Source organism: Amycolatopsis vancoresmycina (genome assembly GCF_000716785.1).
Classification (GTDB): Bacteria; Actinomycetota; Actinomycetes; order Mycobacteriales; family Pseudonocardiaceae; genus Amycolatopsis; species Amycolatopsis vancoresmycina.
In genome coordinates this window covers 535,695-552,516 of record NZ_JNYY01000008.1, presented here as the reverse complement: position 1 = coordinate 552,516, position 16,822 = coordinate 535,695, and the positions used below count along the sequence as shown (strand labels likewise).

13 protein-coding genes are annotated in these 16,822 nt (G+C 70.4%); 10 read left to right on the top strand and 3 right to left on the bottom strand.

Going from position 1 to position 16,822, the window contains the following annotated elements; genetic code table 11:
• Positions 1–115: 115 nt before the first annotated feature.
• Positions 116–1,378 carry a glucuronoarabinoxylan endo-1,4-beta-xylanase XynC gene (gene xynC / locus OO60_RS22320; RefSeq protein ID WP_033261983.1) on the top strand — a complete coding sequence of 421 codons (1,263 nt, stop codon included), beginning with the start codon at positions 116–118 and terminating at the stop codon, positions 1,376–1,378.
• 218 nt (positions 1,379–1,596) lie between these two features.
• Positions 1,597–4,401, top strand: a complete 2,805-nt coding sequence (locus OO60_RS22315; RefSeq protein WP_162186951.1) for a tetratricopeptide repeat protein — start codon at positions 1,597–1,599, stop codon at positions 4,399–4,401.
• A 15-nt stretch (positions 4,402–4,416) separates the two neighbouring features.
• On the opposite strand, the gene OO60_RS22310 is transcribed toward OO60_RS22315, so the two are convergent.
• A complete protein-coding gene (locus OO60_RS22310) occupies positions 4,417–5,457 on the bottom strand; it encodes a type VII secretion protein EccE (RefSeq protein ID WP_033261981.1) in 1,041 nt (346 codons plus the stop codon).
• A 138-nt stretch (positions 5,458–5,595) separates the two neighbouring features.
• On the opposite strand from OO60_RS22310, the gene eccB reads away from it, so the two are divergent.
• From eccB to OO60_RS22295, 3 genes are read left to right on the top strand one after another with little or no spacing between them, the layout of a single operon-like run.
• Positions 5,596–7,017, top strand: a complete 1,422-nt coding sequence (eccB, locus tag OO60_RS22305; protein WP_033261980.1) for a type VII secretion protein EccB — start codon at positions 5,596–5,598, stop codon at positions 7,015–7,017.
• An 11-nt stretch (positions 7,018–7,028) separates the two neighbouring features.
• Entirely contained in the window at positions 7,029–7,724 is a 696-nt protein-coding gene (locus tag OO60_RS22300) for a response regulator transcription factor (RefSeq protein ID WP_205624258.1), read from the top strand.
• Positions 7,721–8,359: a response regulator gene (locus OO60_RS22295; RefSeq protein ID WP_004559604.1), complete on the top strand. Its 639-nt coding sequence runs from the start codon at positions 7,721–7,723 to the stop codon at positions 8,357–8,359. Before OO60_RS22300 ends, OO60_RS22295 begins: the two co-directional genes overlap by 4 nt.
• Here the strand turns inward: OO60_RS22295 and OO60_RS22290 are convergent.
• The gene (locus OO60_RS22290) at positions 8,356–9,150 is read right to left on the bottom strand and encodes a carbon-nitrogen hydrolase family protein (protein WP_004559605.1); all 795 of its coding nucleotides are present in this window, start codon (positions 9,148–9,150) and stop codon (positions 8,356–8,358) included. The genes OO60_RS22295 and OO60_RS22290 overlap by 4 nt on opposite strands.
• A gap of 84 nt (positions 9,151–9,234) precedes the next feature.
• Here OO60_RS22290 and hisD point away from each other — a divergent pair, with 84 nt between their 5' ends.
• The 4 genes from hisD (at position 9,235) to OO60_RS22270 (ending at position 13,700) form a co-directional block, all read left to right on the top strand.
• Entirely contained in the window at positions 9,235–10,557 is a 1,323-nt protein-coding gene (gene hisD / locus OO60_RS22285) for a histidinol dehydrogenase (protein ID WP_004559607.1), read from the top strand.
• Positions 10,557–11,657, top strand: a complete 1,101-nt coding sequence (locus tag OO60_RS22280) for a histidinol-phosphate transaminase (RefSeq protein ID WP_004559608.1) — start codon at positions 10,557–10,559, stop codon at positions 11,655–11,657. Before hisD ends, OO60_RS22280 begins: the two co-directional genes overlap by 1 nt.
• Positions 11,654–12,253 carry an imidazoleglycerol-phosphate dehydratase HisB gene (hisB, locus tag OO60_RS22275; protein ID WP_004559610.1) on the top strand — a complete coding sequence of 200 codons (600 nt, stop codon included), beginning with the start codon at positions 11,654–11,656 and terminating at the stop codon, positions 12,251–12,253. The genes OO60_RS22280 and hisB overlap by 4 nt, the downstream gene beginning before the upstream one ends.
• 310 nt (positions 12,254–12,563) lie before the next feature.
• Positions 12,564–13,700 (top strand): ISAs1 family transposase, encoded by a 1,137-nt coding sequence (locus tag OO60_RS22270; RefSeq protein ID WP_240490865.1) that lies wholly within the window; start codon positions 12,564–12,566, stop codon positions 13,698–13,700.
• 137 nt (positions 13,701–13,837) lie between these two features.
• Here OO60_RS22270 and OO60_RS22265 read toward each other — a convergent pair whose 3' ends face one another.
• Positions 13,838–16,012 carry an MMPL family transporter gene (locus tag OO60_RS22265; protein ID WP_004559614.1) on the bottom strand — a complete coding sequence of 725 codons (2,175 nt, stop codon included), beginning with the start codon at positions 16,010–16,012 and terminating at the stop codon, positions 13,838–13,840.
• A 206-nt stretch (positions 16,013–16,218) separates the two neighbouring features.
• Here OO60_RS22265 and OO60_RS22260 point away from each other — a divergent pair, with 206 nt between their 5' ends.
• Positions 16,219–16,806, top strand: a complete 588-nt coding sequence (locus OO60_RS22260; protein WP_004559616.1) for a TetR/AcrR family transcriptional regulator — start codon at positions 16,219–16,221, stop codon at positions 16,804–16,806.
• Positions 16,807–16,822: the final 16 nt, after the last annotated feature.

Sequence of the window (16,822 nt, the reverse complement as noted above, 5' to 3'; positions counted from 1 at the left end):
GCTGCCGGGCCGTCGAGGTATTCGACTGAACGTTTCATTGACGGTGCCGCGCGGACCCTGTCAAGATTGTTTGGGAGCGCTCCCAGGTCGTTCACCGCCGACACAGGGAGATGCCATGTCACCACGCCAAGAGCAGTCCGGAAGTTCGCCGTTCCTGCGCCGGCGGACCGTGCTGGCGGCGGGCGCCGTCCTGCCGGTGCTGGCGGCCCGGACACCGGCCGCGGCGGCCACCTCCGTGGTCGTCGAGCCGTCGAACGTGCAGCAGACCATCCTGGGCTTCGGCGGGATGAACCACACCGTCTGGATCAGCGACCTCACCGCCGCCCAGCGCGAGACGGCGTTCGGCAACGGCACCGGGCAGCTGGGGTTCACCGTGCTGCGCATCCCGGTGCACGAAGACCGCAACAACTGGAGCCGCGAGGTCGCCACCGCCAAGCGCGCGAGCGAGCTGGGGGCGAAGGTCATCGCCTCGCCGTGGAACCCGCCCGCCTCGATGACCGAAAGCTTCTCCGGGGGCAAACGGCTGAAGTACGGCTCCTACGGCGCCTATGCCCAGCACCTGAACGACTTCACCGCGTTCATGGCCAGCAACGGCGTGAACCTGTACGGGATCTCGGTCCAGAACGAGCCGGACTACGCGTCGGCGTGGACGGCGTGGACCGCCGCCGAGATCGTCAGGTTCCTGCGCGAGAACGCCGGCTCACTCACCACCCGGGTCATCGCGCCCGAGTCGTTCCAGTACCGCAAGAACATGTCCGACCCGATCCTGAACGACGCCACCGCGCTGGCGAACGTGGACATCATCGGCACGCACCTCTACGGCACCTCGTTCGCGAACCTGCCCTACCCGCTCTTCCAGCAGAAGGGCGGCGGCAAGGAGCTGTGGATGACGGAGGTCTACTACCCCAACAGCACCGACTCGGCCGACCTGTGGCCGCAGGCGCTCGACGTGGGCGAACACATCCACCGCGCGCTGGTCGACGGCCGGTTCCAGACCTACGTGTGGTGGTACATCCGCCGGTCGTACGGCCCGATGCGCGAAGACGGCCAGATCAGCAAGCGCGGCGCCTGCATGGCGCACTTCGCGAAGTGGGTGCGTCCCGGGTACTCGCGGATCACCGCGACCGCGAACCCGCAGGCGAACGTCTACGTCTCGGCGTTCAAGAGCGGAGCGCGGGTCGTCATCGTCGCGATCAACAAGAACACCGCGGCGGCCGACCTCGCGTTCACCGTCCGGGACACCGGCTCCGCGACCGCCCCGACCTGGCTGACGAGCGCGAGTGCGAACCTCGCGCAGTACACCGACGTCACGGTCACGAACGGAGCGTTCAACGCTCAGCTGCCCGCCCGGAGCATCAGGACGATCGTCATCGGCTGAGTCAGCCGTCCAGCGCGAGCGGCAGGGTCCGGCGCACCCCGGTCCCGTGCCGCCCGTGCAGCGGGCCACCGGAATCCCCGGCGCGTTCGCCTTGGCTTTCGAAGGCGTCTGCGGCGGGAAACTCCACATCACAATTGCGCGAGAATCGTTGCGCGCGCCGGGCTGGTTGCGACCCTGCACATGTGCGGCGAATGTGGGCGGCCCGGTGGTGGCACGGCGTGGTGTCCGTGGTGCTCGCAGCCGGTCTGGGGATGGTGACCAACCTCGTCACCAGCACGTTCACCTGGAGTTTGGCGGCCTTCGGGTTCGCTCTGGTCGTTACGCAGGCATTGTTGTCCGTCTGGCAGGCCCGGCAGGAACAGCGGAACCGCCGCACCGCACGAGACGGACTGCTCGCCCCTTTGCGTCCTCCTGCACCCGAACAACGAAAAGACGCCTCGGTCGACGCTCGTCAGCTCGTGTATCTGCTGACTGCTCCGTTCAGCCCGACGCCGTTGTGGGGTCGCCGGGCGGTGCACGACGAGTTGCTGGCGTGGTGCGTCGATCGTAGCTCGTCCGCCGGGGTGGTACGGGTCGTTTCGGGCCCGGCGGGAGTGGGCAAGAGCCGGCTGGCGCTGGCCGTCGCCGAATCCCTCCCGGCCGGCTGGGCCGCAGGACGATTCACCGGCAACGGGGAACAGCTGGTGAAGCTGATCGCCGATGCGGGCGAGCCGACGCTGGTGATTGTCGAGGATGCGGACCGGGTGGCCGGCCTGGACACCCTGATCCTGCAGGCGTCCAAGCACCCGACCCTGGTGCGGCTGCTGATGATCGCCCGTGAGGGCCTGGGGCCGATGCCGGAAACCGTGCTGCCGCAGGTGAACCAGGGAGTGTCGCTGACGGCGCTGGGAGACTCCGGCGACCGGCAGCGGTGGTTCGGGGAAGCCGTCCGCGCCTACGCCCGGAAGCTCGAGATCCCGCCGCCGGACCTGCCGGACCGAGCCGTCGGCCACGACGGTGACACGCCCCTGATCGTGCATGCCCGGGCCCTGCTCGCGGCGCTGGGCCGACAGGGAACCCGGACCTGGTCGTTCGCGGAAATCATGTCCGAGCTCGTCGCACTGGAACTGCACAGCTGGGAAGCCGACCTGGACCGGCTGCCGAAGGGGTGCGACGTCGAGGTCCTGTCGCAGGCGGTCGCCGTGCTGCTCGTGCTGCCGGCTCGGACGGACGAGCAAGCAGCGGACCTGCTCCGGCGGGTTTCGCAGTACTCGAAGAAGGCCGCGTTCGAGTCGCGGATGACGATCGCGCGCTGGGCCCGCCGCCGGCACCCGCCCGGCCCGGACGGCCGCCTCGACCTCCGTCCGCACTTGGTGGGGGAGCGGCTCGTCCTCGACGTGCTGGGAAGGACGAACCTGCTGCGCGAAGAAGACACGGCGGCGATCACGGCCCTGGTGCGCAGCTACACGGAGTTCCCGGACGCGCTCGAGGTACTCGTGCCGCTGCTGGACCGCCAGCGAGCGCACCTGCCGGAACTGCTGGCGGGGATCATCGACACGGGTGTTGCCGGTCATGCCTTGGACGTTGCGCTGGCTGCGCTGGTCGACGCCGACGACGGGCTCGTGCGGCTCCGGTTGATCACCATCGAAGCGCCGGTCAGCCTCCGGAACCTCAGGGCTGCCATCAGCCAATGCGCCGTGGCGCACCATCGCGAACTGGTCAAGGCCGATCCGGATCGTTACCTGCCCGACCTGGCCGATGCGCTGTTCGACCTCGGCAGCAGCCTGCAGGCGCTGGGGCGCTTTCGCAGCGCTCTCGGTTTCATCGAAGAATCAGTTGAACTTTATCGCCGTCTCGCGATCGATGACCCCGAAACCTATGAGCAGGACCTGGCGGCTTCGCTGGTTGGAGCGTCGTTCATCCTTCGCGAGCTGGGGTGTCCGCGTGACGCTGTCGAGCTTGCTCGGGAAGGAGTCGGAATCCACCGGCGCCTCGCGGTCGACGAAGCGAACTTCGACGAAGGACTTTTTGCGTACTCGTTGAACACCTTGGGGCTCGTCCTGCGCGAACTGGGGCGTCCGCGCGAGGCCATCGAAGTTGCCCGGGAATCTGTTGAACTGTTCCGGCGGCTCGCGGCCGAAGCGCCGGAATCCCAGGTACCCATCCTGGCAATGGCCCTGCTGAATCTCGGCCTTGTCCTGGGTGAGCTGGGAGAGCTTCATGACGCTGTCGACAGTGTGCGGGAATCAGTGGAAATACACCGGCGCCTCGTGGCGGTCGAACCGGATCTTTATCAGGATGCACTTGCGATGTCGATTACGAACCTCGGTTTCCTTCTGGGTGAAACCGGGCAGTACCGTGATGCGCTGAGTGCCGCACAAGAATCCGTGGAACTGTATCGAGGCCTTGTGGTCGAAGACCCGACTGTGCACGAAACCTATTTCGCCATGGCGCTCCTCGACCTCGGCCAGATGCTGTTCAAACTGGGGCGTCCGCGCGAAGCTCTCGGCGTCACGGAGGAGTCGCTCAAATTGAATCGACGCCTCGCGGCAAGCGAGCCTGCCTTCCATGAACCCAAACTCGCCAAAACGCTGATCAATCTCTCCGTGATCCTGAAGGATCTGGAGCGATTTCAAGATGCGCTCGCGGCCGCTGAGGAATCGGTGAGCCTGTATCGGCGTCTTGCTGTTGCCGAACCCGATATTCACGAACCCGAACTGGCCATGTCTTTGGTGAACTCCAGCGTTGTACTCGAGGAGGCGGGACAGCTGGGCGAAGCTCTTCGCAACGTCGAGGAATCGGTTGATCTTTATCGACGTCTCGCATCGGGCGAACCGGCTTCTTATCAACACAAACTTGCCATCGCGTTGAGCAATCTCGCGGCCGGCCTCCATTCGGTGAACCGGATCGATGACGCATGGCGGGTTTGGGAGGAAGAAGCGGCTGTGTTGAAGGCGTGCGCGGAGCGGGACGAGAAGCTTTACGGCCCCTCGTATCGCCGCGTCCTCGCGCTGTTGCGTGAAAAACCCGGCGGTGCCGATTAGAAGGCTTGCGCGGGTTCAGCTGTCCAGCGCCAGCGGCAGCGTTTTTCGCACCCCGGCCCCATGCCGCCCGTGCAGCGGAACCACCCCGGCCGGCACCGGGACCGCAGCACCAGCCCGAGCCCCCACCCGAACCGTCACCTCGGCCTTCTCCCGCCCACCCGCCGTCCGCGTCAGCGTGTACGAAGTAGCCGTGAAAGCCGCCCCCGGAACCGCCAGATCCAGCACCCGCGGCGACCGCGGCCGGAAGCACACCTGCGAAGCCCCGCCCCAGGTCCAAGCCCGCCACCCCTCAGGCGCCCCGGAACCAGGCCCCTGCACGCCCAAAGCCACCCGAAGCTCCTTCGCGAGCTCCCCGGCCTCCAGCACCGTGCTCTGATACCCCGCCTCAGCCAGCACACCCATCAGGCTCAACGCCGCCGACGCTGTGCTCCGCAACGCACCCAGGTCCCCGCCACCACGAGCCAGCGCCGCGATCGGCGCCAGGTCGGGCCGGTACCGCACCGCCAGCCACCGCACCCGCAGCACCTGGTCGCCGCGCGGGATCGCCCACGTCAGCAGCTGCGCCGACGCCAGCGGGATGTCCGCCCGCTCGTACGCCGACCGCAAAGCCTCCACCAGCGGCCCCGGTGCTCCCGGCCCCGGTGTCAACCGGATCAGCGCGCTCCAGCCGCCGTCGACCTCCGCCACACCGAACCGGTTGCCCGCTCGGTCGACGTGCTGGCGGACCTTCACCGGTCCCGCCACCGTCAGCAGCGGGTCCGGGCTGTCGCGGCGGGTGTCGTGGCGCCGCAACCGGAACGCCGTCCACGTCAGCGCCCAGCCCGCCAGGTGCCGGCCGGCGAAGCGGACCGATGTCAGCAGCACCACCGCGCCCGCGCCGATGCTGACGCCCAGCTGCACCGGCTGGGTGACGCCGTCGGCCATCCACGCGAGCAGCACGGCGATCGCGGCGATCTCCCACACCGCGGCCTGCAGCGGGCGGATCGGCAGTAGCCACCGCAGCGGCGTGGACGCGGGCCGGGACGGTGCCAGGCGGACGGCGGTATCGACGGACACGGGCTCCCCTTTCCCCGCCCCGACGCTACTGCCTCCCCAGATGCGGCGTGGGCGTAAAAATTACCCTCGCCGCACGCCGGTCCGGTGCCTAGCATCGGCCACTCGGGAGGACGACGCACACAGCGGGGGCGCAGCAGCGTGTGGACGCAGCGGGACCAGATCCAGGCGTACCAGTTCCTCCGCCGCAGGCTCGTCTCCGCGCTCGTCGCCGCCGACGCCAACCACCCCGTCTCGCCGAGCCGGCGGCTCGTCCTCGGCACCGTGCTGGGCGTCGCGGCCGCCCTGCTGGTCACCGCCGTCTTCGGCATCATCGGGCTGCTGAACCCCTCCGGCGGCAAGGACTGGCTGGCCGGCGGCAAGGTGATCGTCGAGGAGGGCACCGGCGCGCGGTTCGTGCTCGGCGCCGACGGCGTCCTGCACCCGGTGCTCAACTACGCCTCCGCGCGGCTGCTGGCCGGCGGCAACGGCGACGCGACCGTGTCGGTGTCGCCGGAAAACCTCGGCAAGGCGGGCCGCGGTGCGCAGATCGGCATCCCGGGCGCGCCCGACTCGCTGCCGTCGCCGAAAGCGCTCGTGAACGTTCCCTGGACGAGCTGCAGCCGGACCACCCAGGACGCGCCCGCGTCGGCCGAGCCGCGCACCGCCGTCCTGCTGGCCGAGCCCGCGTCCGGCGTCGAGCTGCCGCGGGACCAGGGCGTGATCGTGCGACTGCCGCAGGGCGACCGCTTCCTGCTCGCCGGCGGGCGGCGGTACAAGCTGAGCGACGAGGCCGCGACCGCGCTGCAGTTCGACAGCTACCCGACGATCGCGGTGTCCGCGCGCTGGATCGACACCGTCCCGGCGGGTCGCGACCTCACCGCGCTGCCGGTCGACGGCGCCGGCGACCGGGGGCCGAAGGTGGGCGGCCGGGACACCCGGGTCGGCGAGGTCCTCGCCGTCGTCGACGCGATGGCCGCGCCCGGCACCGCCACGTCGTACTACCTCGTGCGCCGGGACGGGCTCGAGCCGGTCGGGCAGACCGAAGCGAGCCTGCTGGTCACCACGGAGGCGAACGCGTCCGCCTACGAAGGGACGCCGAAGCCGGCCGACGTGCGTGCGGCGGACGTCGCCGCGGTGCCGAAGGTCGCCGCGCCGCGGGCCGGCGGCGCCGACCCGGCGGCCTTCCCCGACCGCATCCCCGGCAAGGCACCGATCACCGGGAACTCCGTGGCGCTGTGCGTTCAGGGCAGCCGGTTGCTCGTTTCGGCCGAATTCCCGCTTCCCGTTGGCGCCAAAGCCATCCAGGTCGCCACCCGGACCGAAGCAAGGGTGGCGGACGAGGTCTACGTCCCCCCTTCGGGTGGGGCCGTCGTCGTCGAAGCCGGTTCGGTCACGGCGTACCTGGTGACCGACACGGGCCGGAAGTACCCGGTGGTGAACGCGCAGTCCCTGGCCTCGCTCGGCTACGGAAGCGTCGCCAAGCCGCCGATCGCAGGTAGTTTGCTGGCATTGGTGCCGACGGGCCCCGCGCTGGACCCGGCCACGGCCGGGCGGCCGGCTCCGTCGGGTGGAACGGGGTGAAAGTCGTGCACATGACAGAAGAGCGTCCGACCGAGGGTGAGCTGGACCAGGGGCGGGTCCGGGTCGCGGTCATCGAAGACCACCCGCTGTACCGCGTCTCCGTGGAACGTGTGCTGGCCGAGGCGGACTTCGTCGAGCTCGGCGCGGTCGTCGACTCGGTCGCCCGGTTCCACGTGCACCGGCAGCCACCGGGCAGCGTGGTCCTGCTCGACCTCGGTCTCCCCGGTGTCGCCGGGGCGGCGGCCGTGCTGGAGGTGTGCGAGCTCGGGCACCACGTGCTCGTGGTGTCCGCCCAGGCCGAGCCGGAGGTCGTGCTCGGCGCGATCGCGGCGGGGGCGCGCGGGTTCCTGTCGAAGGACGTCGACGCCGACGAGCTGCTGATCGCGATCAGGACGGTCGCCGGCGGCGGCGCGTACGTCTCGGCCGTGGTCGCCGGGATGATCATGAAGGACAACGCCGACCGGCCCGCCGTGTCGGCCGAAGCCGAGCTGTCCCCGCGCGAGGAGCAGGTGCTGCGGCTGGTGGCCGCGGGGGAGCGGGACGTCGACATCGCGCTGATCCTCGGCATCGGCGTCCGCACGGTCCGCGGCTACCTCGACCGCATCCGCGACAAGACCGGCGAGCGGCGGCGGCCGGGGCTGGTCAAGGAGGCCATCCGCCGCGGCCTGATCGGCGGCGCGGGCCCCCGGCGCGGCGGCCGCAAATGAGCGACTCCGCGCGGCGCATCCCGGTCGGGGTGATCGAGGACCACCCGCTCTACCGGTACGCGCTGACCCGCGTGCTGACCGAAGCGCCGGACATCGAGCTCGGCGCGGTCGCCGACTCGGTGGCCCGGTTCGCGGTCCAGGACCAGCCGTCCGGCAGCGTCGTCGTCCTCGACCTCAAGCTGCGGGGCGTCCAGGACGCGGCCGCGGTCCTGGAGGTGGGGCAGATGGGGCACAAGGTGCTGGTGGTGTCCGCGCACGCGGAACAGCCGGAGGTGCTCGGCGCGATGCAGGCGGGCGCGAAGGGCTTCCTGTCGAAGGACGTCGACGGCGACGAGCTCCTGCGCGCGATCCGCACGATCGCCGACGACAACGCGTACGTGTCGCCGACGCTGGCCGGGATGATCATCCAGGACAGCGAGGAGCGCCACGCGGGCCCGAAGATCGTGCTGTCGGAGCGCGAAAAGCAGGTGCTGCGCCTGGTGGCGGCGGGGGAGCGGGACGTCGACGTGGCGGAGATCCTCAACATCAGCGTCCGCACGGTGCGGTCCTACCTGGACCGCATCCGCGACAAGACCGGCGAACGGCGGCGCGCGGGCTTCGTGCGCGTCGCCATCCGCGAGGGCCTGTTGCGCTAGAGGCGCCGGTTGGCCAAGGCTCCGGTGGCGGCGCGGGCCTTGGCCGACACCGCCGGGTCCACGTCGACCAGCAAGGTCTCCGTGCCCGCGCCCGCGGCGGCCGCCACCCGGCCGAAGCCGTCCGCGGCCAGCGAGTAGCCGATCCCCGTCGGCGCCTTCGGGTTGACCGTGACGCCCGTCGCCGCCGGGTCGGCCTGGCCGCACGCCAGCACCCAGCAGCCCGAGTCCAGGGCGCGCGCCCGCACCAGCACCTCCCACTGCTCGCGCTTGCCCTCGCCCGCGCCCCAGGACGCCGGCAGCAGCACGACGTCGGCGCCGTCGTCGGCCAGGGCGCGGAACAGCTCCGGGAACCGGACGTCGTAGCAGGTCGCGACGCCGAAGACGACGCCGTCCAGCTCGAACGTCGTCGCCGTGGTGCCGGGCGCCACCGTGTCGGACTCGGCGAACCCGAACGCGTCGTAGAGGTGGATCTTGTCGTAGCCGCGGTGGTGCCCGCCGCCGGTGACCAGCAGCGTGTTGCGGACCCGCCCGTCGTCCGCGGGGGTGAACATGCCGACGACGACGACCACGTCGTGCTCGGCCGCCACCGCGGCCACCGCCGACGCCCACGGCCCGTCCAGGGGCTCCGCGACCGGCTCGAGCGGCCGTCCGAAGCGCGCCATGGTCGCTTCGGGGAACACGACGATCCGCGCGCCGTCCGCCACCGCGGCCTCCACCCCGGAGCGAATCAGCTTCAGGTTCGCCTCCGGATCGTCACCCGAGTTGACCTGGCACAACGCGATTCGCGCCACCGCTGCCTCCTGCATGCTGGGATCGGCCGTCACCGGGGAGTATCGCCGACGGGCGTCCCAGTGTGACCTCGTACCCTGGAGGGCATGTTGAACCGCACCGACCTGCGCGGGCAGGTCCCGACCGCCGCCGAACTGCGCGCCACGCTGCCCCGCGCCGAATACGACGTGGACGCGGCGCTGCATCACGTGCGCCCGGTGGTCGAGGCGGTCCGCGACCGCGGTGTCGAAGCCGTCCTCGAGTACACCGAGAAGTTCGACAAGGTCCGGCCGTCCTCCGTGCGGGTACCGCGTGCCGCGCTGACGCAGGCTCTGGAACAGCTGGACCCGGCCGTGCGCGCCGCGCTCGAGGAGTCGATCACCCGGGCCAGGAAGGTGCACGCCGAGCAGCGCCGCACCGACGTCACGACCACCGTCGTCGAGGGCGGCTCGGTCACCGAGAAGTGGGTGCCGGTCGAGCGCGTCGGTCTGTACGCGCCGGGCGGGCTGGCCGTGTACCCCTCGACCGTGGTGATGAACGTCGTCCCGGCGCAGATCGCCGGCGTCGGGTCGCTGGTCGTCTGTTCGCCGCCGCAGGCCGCGTTCGGCGGGCTGCCGCACCCGACCATCCTCGCCGCGGCCGAGCTGCTCGGCGTCGACGAGGTGTGGGCCGCCGGCGGCGCGCAGGCCGTCGCGCTGCTGGCGTACGGCGGCACGGACACCGACGGCGCCGAGCTGGCCCCGGTCGACATCGTCACCGGCCCGGGCAACATCTACCTGACCGCGGCGAAGCGGCTCCTGCGCGGCCTGATCGGCATCGACGCCGAAGCCGGGCCGACCGAGATCGCCATCCTGGCCGACGAGACCGCCGACCCGGTGCACGTCGCCGCCGACCTGATCAGCCAGGCGGAGCACGACCCGCTGGCCGCGAGCGTCCTGGTGACGACGTCGGCCGAGCTGGCCGACGCGGTCGACCAGGAACTGGTGAACCGCGTCGCCGCGACGAAGCACAGTTCGCGGGTCGCCGAAGCCTTGGCGGGCAAGCAGTCCGGCATCATCCTGGTGTCCACAGTGGATGACGGGCTGCGGGTCGTCGACGCCTACGCCGCCGAGCACCTGGAGATCCAGACGGCGGACGCGCGCGCGGTCGCGGCCCGGGTCCGCAACGCGGGCGCGATCTTCGTCGGCGCGTACGCCCCGGTGTCGCTCGGCGACTACTGCGCCGGGTCCAACCACGTGCTGCCCACCGGCGGGTTCGCCCGCCACTCCTCGGGCCTGTCCGTGCAGAGCTTCCTCAAGGGCATCCACGTCGTGGACTACAGCGAGGACGCGCTGCGCGAGATCGCCGGCCGCGTCGTCGCGCTGGCCGACGCCGAGGACCTGCCCGCGCACGGCGAGGCCGTCACCGCGCGCTTCGGAGGTTCGCTCTGATGACGATCGGCGAAGAGGTCACCCTGGACCAGCTGCCGCTGCGCGAGGACCTGCGCGGCAAGTCGCCCTACGGGGCACCGCAGCTGGACGTCCCGGTCCGGCTCAACACCAACGAAAACCCGTACCCGCCGCCGCCTTCGCTGGTCGCGGATGTCGCGGAGGCGGTCCGTGCGGAGGCTGCCGAGCTGCACCGCTACCCGGACCGTGACGCGGTGGCGCTGCGCCAGGACCTGGCGGACTACCTGAGCGTGTCGACGCGGGTGGTGCTGTCGGAGGCGAACGTCTGGGCGGCGAACGGGTCCAACGAGGTGCTGCAGCAGATCCTGCAGGCGTTCGGCGGCCCCGGGCGCAGCGCGCTGGGCTTCGAGCCGTCGTACTCGATGCACCCGATCATCGCGTCCGGCACCCGCACCGAGTGGGTCCCGGCGCCGCGCCGCGACGACTTCACCCTGGACACGGCCGCGGCGGCCGAGGTCATCGCTTCCCGGCGGCCGGACATCGTGTTCGTCACGAGCCCGAACAACCCGACCGGTGGCTCGATCCCGCTGTCCGAGCTGCGTGCCGTGCTGGACGCGGCGACCGGGATCGTGGTGGTCGACGAGGCATACGCGGAGTTTTCGTCGCAGCCGAGCGCGGTCGAGCTGCTGGCGGACTACCCGTCGTCGTTGATCGTCTCCCGCACGATGAGCAAGGCGTTCGCGTTCGCCGGCGGCCGGCTCGGCTACCTGGCGGCGGCCCCGGCGGTGGTCGACGCGTTGCAGCTGGTGCGCCTGCCGTACCACCTCTCGCGCCTCACCCAGGCGGCGGCCCGGGCGGCCCTGCGCCACGCGGACGCCACTTTGGACAGTGTGCACAAGCTGGCCGCGGAACGCGACCGCGTCGTGGAGGCGTTGGCAGGGCTGGGTTACGACCCGGTGCCGAGCGACTCGAACTTCGTCCTCTTCGGACGGTTTGCCTCGCCTTCGGCCGCTTGGCAGTCCTATTTGGATCGCGGGGTGCTGATCCGCGACCCGGGCATCCCGGGTCACCTGCGCGTGAGCATCGGCACCCCGGAAGAGAACGACGCCTTCCTCGAGGCGAGTAAGGAAGTCTCGCGATGACCCGCATCGGCAAGGTCGAACGGACCACCAAGGAGTCCTCGATCTTCGTGCAGCTGGACCTCGACGGAACGGGCGAGGTCGAGATCTCGACCGGCGTCCCGTTCTACGACCACATGCTGACGGCGTTCGGCGTCCACGGTTCCCTGGACCTCAAGGTCGAGGCCACCGGCGACGTCCACATCGACGCCCACCACACGGTGGAGGACACGGCGATCGTGCTGGGCCAGGCGATCCGCCAGGCCCTGGGCGACAAGAGCGGCATCCGCCGCTTCGGCGACGCATGGATCCCGATGGACGAAACCCTGGCCCACGCGGCGATCGACGTCTCGGGCCGCCCGTACTGCGTGCACGTGGGCGAGCCGGAGCAGTTCACCACGTTCACGATCGGCGGAAACTATCCGTTCGTGTTGACGCGGCACGTGTTCGATTCATTGGCGTTCCACGCCCAGATCGCGCTGCACGTAAGGGTGATCCACGGCCGCGACCCGCACCACATCGCGGAGGCGGAGTACAAGGCGGTGGCCCGAGCACTGCGAGCGGCGACGGAGCCGGACCCGAGGGCGGGCGGCATCCCGTCGACGAAGGGCGTTCTGTGAACAACGGAGTAGTCGGAGTCCTCTTGCTCGCGCTCGGAGGATTCTTGGTGGGTGGCGTCTATTCGACGTGGAAGACGGCGAAGTTCATGGCGGTGGTGCTGGGAATCGCGGCACTCCTCGCCATCGGCGGCGCGATCTTCTGGTTCGCCAGCTAGGGCCCCGCACAGACCCCCCGCCCTCCCTGGGCAGGGCTCCGGCAAAGTCGTGTCGTTGCAGGCAGGCACGGCTCTCGGTGGTGATCATGTGGTTGTCGAAGCCCATGATCTGTGAGAGAGCCGTGCCTGCTGTTGCATCTTCTCCCAGCCCTGCCGTGCTGACCCGACTGGCCTCTGCCGACCTCGATCGAGCAGCTGATCTGCGCGATCACCTGGCCCTGGTGCCTGACCCGCGGAAACGGCGGGGGATGCGGCATTCACTGGCATCCGTCCCGGCGCTGGCCGCGGCCGCAGTCACTGCGGGAGCGCAGTCGTTCACCGCGATCGGGGAATGGGCCGCCGACGCACCCCAGCGCGTGCTGGCCCGCCTCGGCGCCCGGTTCGACCCCCGACGCGACCGGCACATCGCCCCGGACGAAGCCACCGTGCGGCGGGTGCTCTGCGGAATCAACGGCGACGACCTCGATACCGCGATCAGCTGCTGGATCAACGCCACCACCACAGAGGGCCCGACTGCGATCGCCGTGGACGGCACATCCCTGCGCGGCACATTCCCCCGCACCGGCGGAGCGGGCGTGCACCTGCTCTCCGCGCTGACCCATGAGGACGGCATCGTGCTGGCCCAGCAGAACGTGACCAGGGGAACGAGCGAAATCAGCTGGATGCCACCCCTGCTCGAGAACATCGACCTCGCCGGTGTCGTAGTCACCGCCGACGCCCTGCACACCACCCGCGGCCTGACCCGCCACCTCACCCGCCGCGACGCGGACTACGTGTTCACCGTCAAAGCAAACCAGCACCGCCTCCACACCCGGCTCACCGCGCTGCCCTGGCCCCAGGCCACCCACCACACCAGCACCGGAATCGGACACGGACGCCTCGAACAACGCACCATCGAAGTCCTGCCCGCCCCCGACGACCTCGGCTTCCCCGCCACCACACAGGTCTTCCAGCTCACCCGCTACCGCACCGACCGCACCACCGGAACCTGCGAAACCCACACCGGTTACGGCATCACCAGCCTGCCCGCCGGCACCGGACCAACCGACATCGCCACCCACCTACGCCGACACTGGGAAATCGAAAACCGGCTGCACTGGGTCCGCGACACCACCTACCGCGAAGACGCCTCCCGCGTCCGCACCGGCACCGGACCCCGCGCGATGGCTTCCCTGCGCAACCTCGCCATCAGCGCCCTGCGCACACAAGGCCACAACAGCATCGCCGCAGCCCTCCGCCACATGGCCCGAGACACCACCCGACCACTCACACTCTTCGGAATCACCCCATGACCAGCACAAACGACTTTGCCGGAACCCTGGTCCTCCACGGGGGGCGTGCCCTTGTCCAGTCTATCGGTGGCGGCCGACAAAACCCGCGGCCGAAGCCTGGTTGTCCACAACCCCGCGGGGTTGTGGACAACCAGGACTCAGCGGTTCGCGCCGACCAGTTCCCGTTCCTCGGGCTCGTCGAGGTGCTTGGTGAGCTTCTCGCCCTCCACGTCGACGTCCGGCAGCACGCGGTCCAGCCACTTCGGCAGCCACCACGCCCCACGGCCGAGCAGGGACATCACCGCCGGAACCAGCGTCATACGGACCACGAACGCGTCCACCAGCACGCCGAACGCCAGCGCGAAGCCGATCGACTGGATCAGCGCCGACTCGGCCAGGATGAACCCGGCGAACACGCTGATCATGATCAGCGCCGCCGCGACCACCACCCGCGCGCCGTGGCGGAAGCCCGTGACCATCGCCTCCTGCGGCTCTGCGCCGTGCACGTGCTCCTCGCGCATCCGCGTCACCAGGAACACCTGGTAGTCCATCGCCAGCCCGAACAGCACGCCGATCAGCAGGATCGGCAGCATGCTCATGATCGGCCCGGTCGACTCGACACCCAGCAGGTCCGTCAGCCACCCCCACTGGAACACCGCGACCACCGCGCCGAACGTCGCCGCGACCGAGCCGAGGAAGCCGATCGTCGCCTTCAGCGGCACCACCACCGACCGGAACACCAGCATCAGCAGTACGAACGCCAGCCCGACGATCAGCGCCAGGTACGGCAGCATCGCGTCCGACAGCTTCTCGGAGACGTCGATGTTCGCCGCCGTCTGGCCCGTCACCGCCAGCTTCGCGTCCAGCTTGCCGGATTCGGCGCGGATCGCGGCCACCAGGTCCTCGGTCTGCGTGCTGCTCGGGCCGCTCTTCGGGATCACCGTCAGCAATGCCGTGTCACCGGTCTGGTTGACACGCGGCGGAGTGACGGCGGCGACGTCCGGCAGCTTCTGGATGCCGGCCGCGGCCTGGCCGAGCGCCGCCTGGCGGTTGGCGCTTGCGGAGACGTCGACGACGACCAGCAGCGGCCCGTTGGAGCCTTCGCCGAAGCTGCGGCTGGCGATGTCGTACGCCTTCTTCTGCGTCGACTCGGGCGCCGCGGTGCTGTCGTTGGGCAGGCCGAGCTGCATGCTCAGCGCGGGCAGCGCGACGACGGCCATCCCGGCCAGCGCCACCAGCAGCACGGGGATCCGGTGCCGGGCGACGAACCGCGCCCAACGCTCGCCGTGCGTCGTTCCGACCGGCTTGCGGCGCAGCCGGATGCGGCCGCCGGCGACGCGGGCCCCGGCGAATCCGAGGATCGCGGGCAGCAGCGTCAGGGCGATGAGCACGGCGATCGCGACGGTGACGGCCGCGGCGACGCCCATCTGGCCGAGGAACGGGATGCCGACCACGGTGAGCCCGGCCAGCGCGATGATGACGGTGAGCCCGGCGAACACGACGGCGGACCCGGCGGTGCCCGCGGCGCGTCCGGCGGCTTCTTCGGGGTCGCGTCCGATGCTCAGCTCGTGGCGGTAGCGCGACACGATGAACAGCGCGTAGTCGATGCCGACGGCCAGGCCGATCATCAGCGCCAGGATCGGCGTGTTCGAGTTCAGCTCGAGGAACCCGGAGGCGAGGAAGATGCCGCCCATCCCGGTGCCGACGCCGATCAGCGCGGTGAGCAGTGGGATCCCGGCCGCGACCAGCGAGCCGAAGGTGATGATCAGCACGACGGCGGCGACGGCCACGCCCAGGCCCTCGGTGGCCCCGGTCGCGGGCACGCCCTGCACGGCGTCGCCGCCGAACTCGACGGTGAAGCCGGCCGCCCGGGCCGCGTCGGCCGGGGCCTGCAGCGCCTGGCGGTCCTCGTCGGTGAGCTCGTACGCCTTCGCTCCGTAGCTGACCTGGGCGAGGGCGACGCGCCGATCGGGTGAGATGGACTGCGCCTGGAACGGGTCGACCACGGCGGTGACCTTCGGCGCCGTCTTCAGCTGCCCGACCAGTGCTTCGACGGCGGCCTTGCCCTTCGCGTCGGTCACCGTGGTGCCGGCCGGAGCTTCGATGACGACGCGCGCGGTGGCGCCACCCGCGTTGGCCTGCGGGAACTTCTCGGTGAGCTGGTCGATCGCCCGCTGCGATTCGGTGCCCGGGATCGTCACCGAATTCGACAGCTGGCTCGACAGCGTCAGCGCGCCCAGGCCGAGGGCCACCAGTACGGCCGCCCAGACGGCCGCGACTAGCGCTTTTCGCCGGAAGGAGAACCGGCCCAGCCGGTACAAGAAGGTCGCCACGAGTCAGCTCCGTTTCGCCCGAACGGGGTCCAGTCACTCCATCAAGTGACTTCCACGCTAGCCGATCGGCAAGGGTGACTCCAAGCCGATCGGCAAGTATGTGACTTGCCGAACAGCAAGGTTTATTACTTGCCGGTCGGCTAGTAAGCCGGTTTGCCGATCGACAAGGCGTGACGTAGGCTCCGACGGCTCGCTGAGGAGGAAGAATGACCGCCGGCCCGGCCGAGGACACCCGGACCCGACTGCTGCAGACCGCGCTGCGCCTGTTCACCGAACACGGGGTCGAGGGCACGTCGCTGCAGATGATCGCGGACGCGCTGGGCATCACGAAGGCGGCGGTGTACTACCACTTCAAGACGAAGGCGGAGATCACCGAGGCGGTCGCCGAGCCGGGCGTCCGCGACCTGGACGAGCTGGTGCGCCGCGCGGCCGCGCAGAAGCGCCGCGGCGCGCAGGTGGATCTGCTGCTGGAGGGGTTCGTCGACCTGGTGATCCGCCATCGGACGCTGGTGGCGCTGTTTTCCAGCGACCCGGGGATCGCCCGCGCGATCGAGAAGTCGGCGCACGGCGGCATGGAGGGATTCGGCCAGGCGCTGCTCGGCATCCTGTCGGGCCCCGACCCGGACACGACGGCCCGCGTCAACGCACTGGTGACCCTGACGGGCATAGCGATGGCCGGCGGCTCCCCGGACCTGGCCGGCCTGGGCGACGACGAACTGCGCACGGAACTCCTCGACGTGGGCCGCCGCCTCCTCGGCCGCCCCCGCCGCCGGATCCCGGTCCCGACCCTCTGACACCGTGATGCCCCGC

Coding starts and splice junctions, on each gene's coding strand:
- xynC (WP_033261983.1), top strand. CDS start 116: ATGTCACCACGCCAAGAGCAGTCCGGAAGTTCGCCGTTCCTGCGCCGG.
- OO60_RS22300 (WP_205624258.1), top strand. CDS start 7,029: ATGACAGAAGAGCGTCCGACCGAGGGTGAGCTGGACCAGGGGCGGGTC.
- OO60_RS22295 (WP_004559604.1), top strand. CDS start 7,721: ATGAGCGACTCCGCGCGGCGCATCCCGGTCGGGGTGATCGAGGACCAC.
- hisD (WP_004559607.1), top strand. CDS start 9,235: ATGTTGAACCGCACCGACCTGCGCGGGCAGGTCCCGACCGCCGCCGAA.
- OO60_RS22280 (WP_004559608.1), top strand. CDS start 10,557: ATGACGATCGGCGAAGAGGTCACCCTGGACCAGCTGCCGCTGCGCGAG.
- hisB (WP_004559610.1), top strand. CDS start 11,654: ATGACCCGCATCGGCAAGGTCGAACGGACCACCAAGGAGTCCTCGATC.
- OO60_RS22260 (WP_004559616.1), top strand. CDS start 16,219: ATGACCGCCGGCCCGGCCGAGGACACCCGGACCCGACTGCTGCAGACC.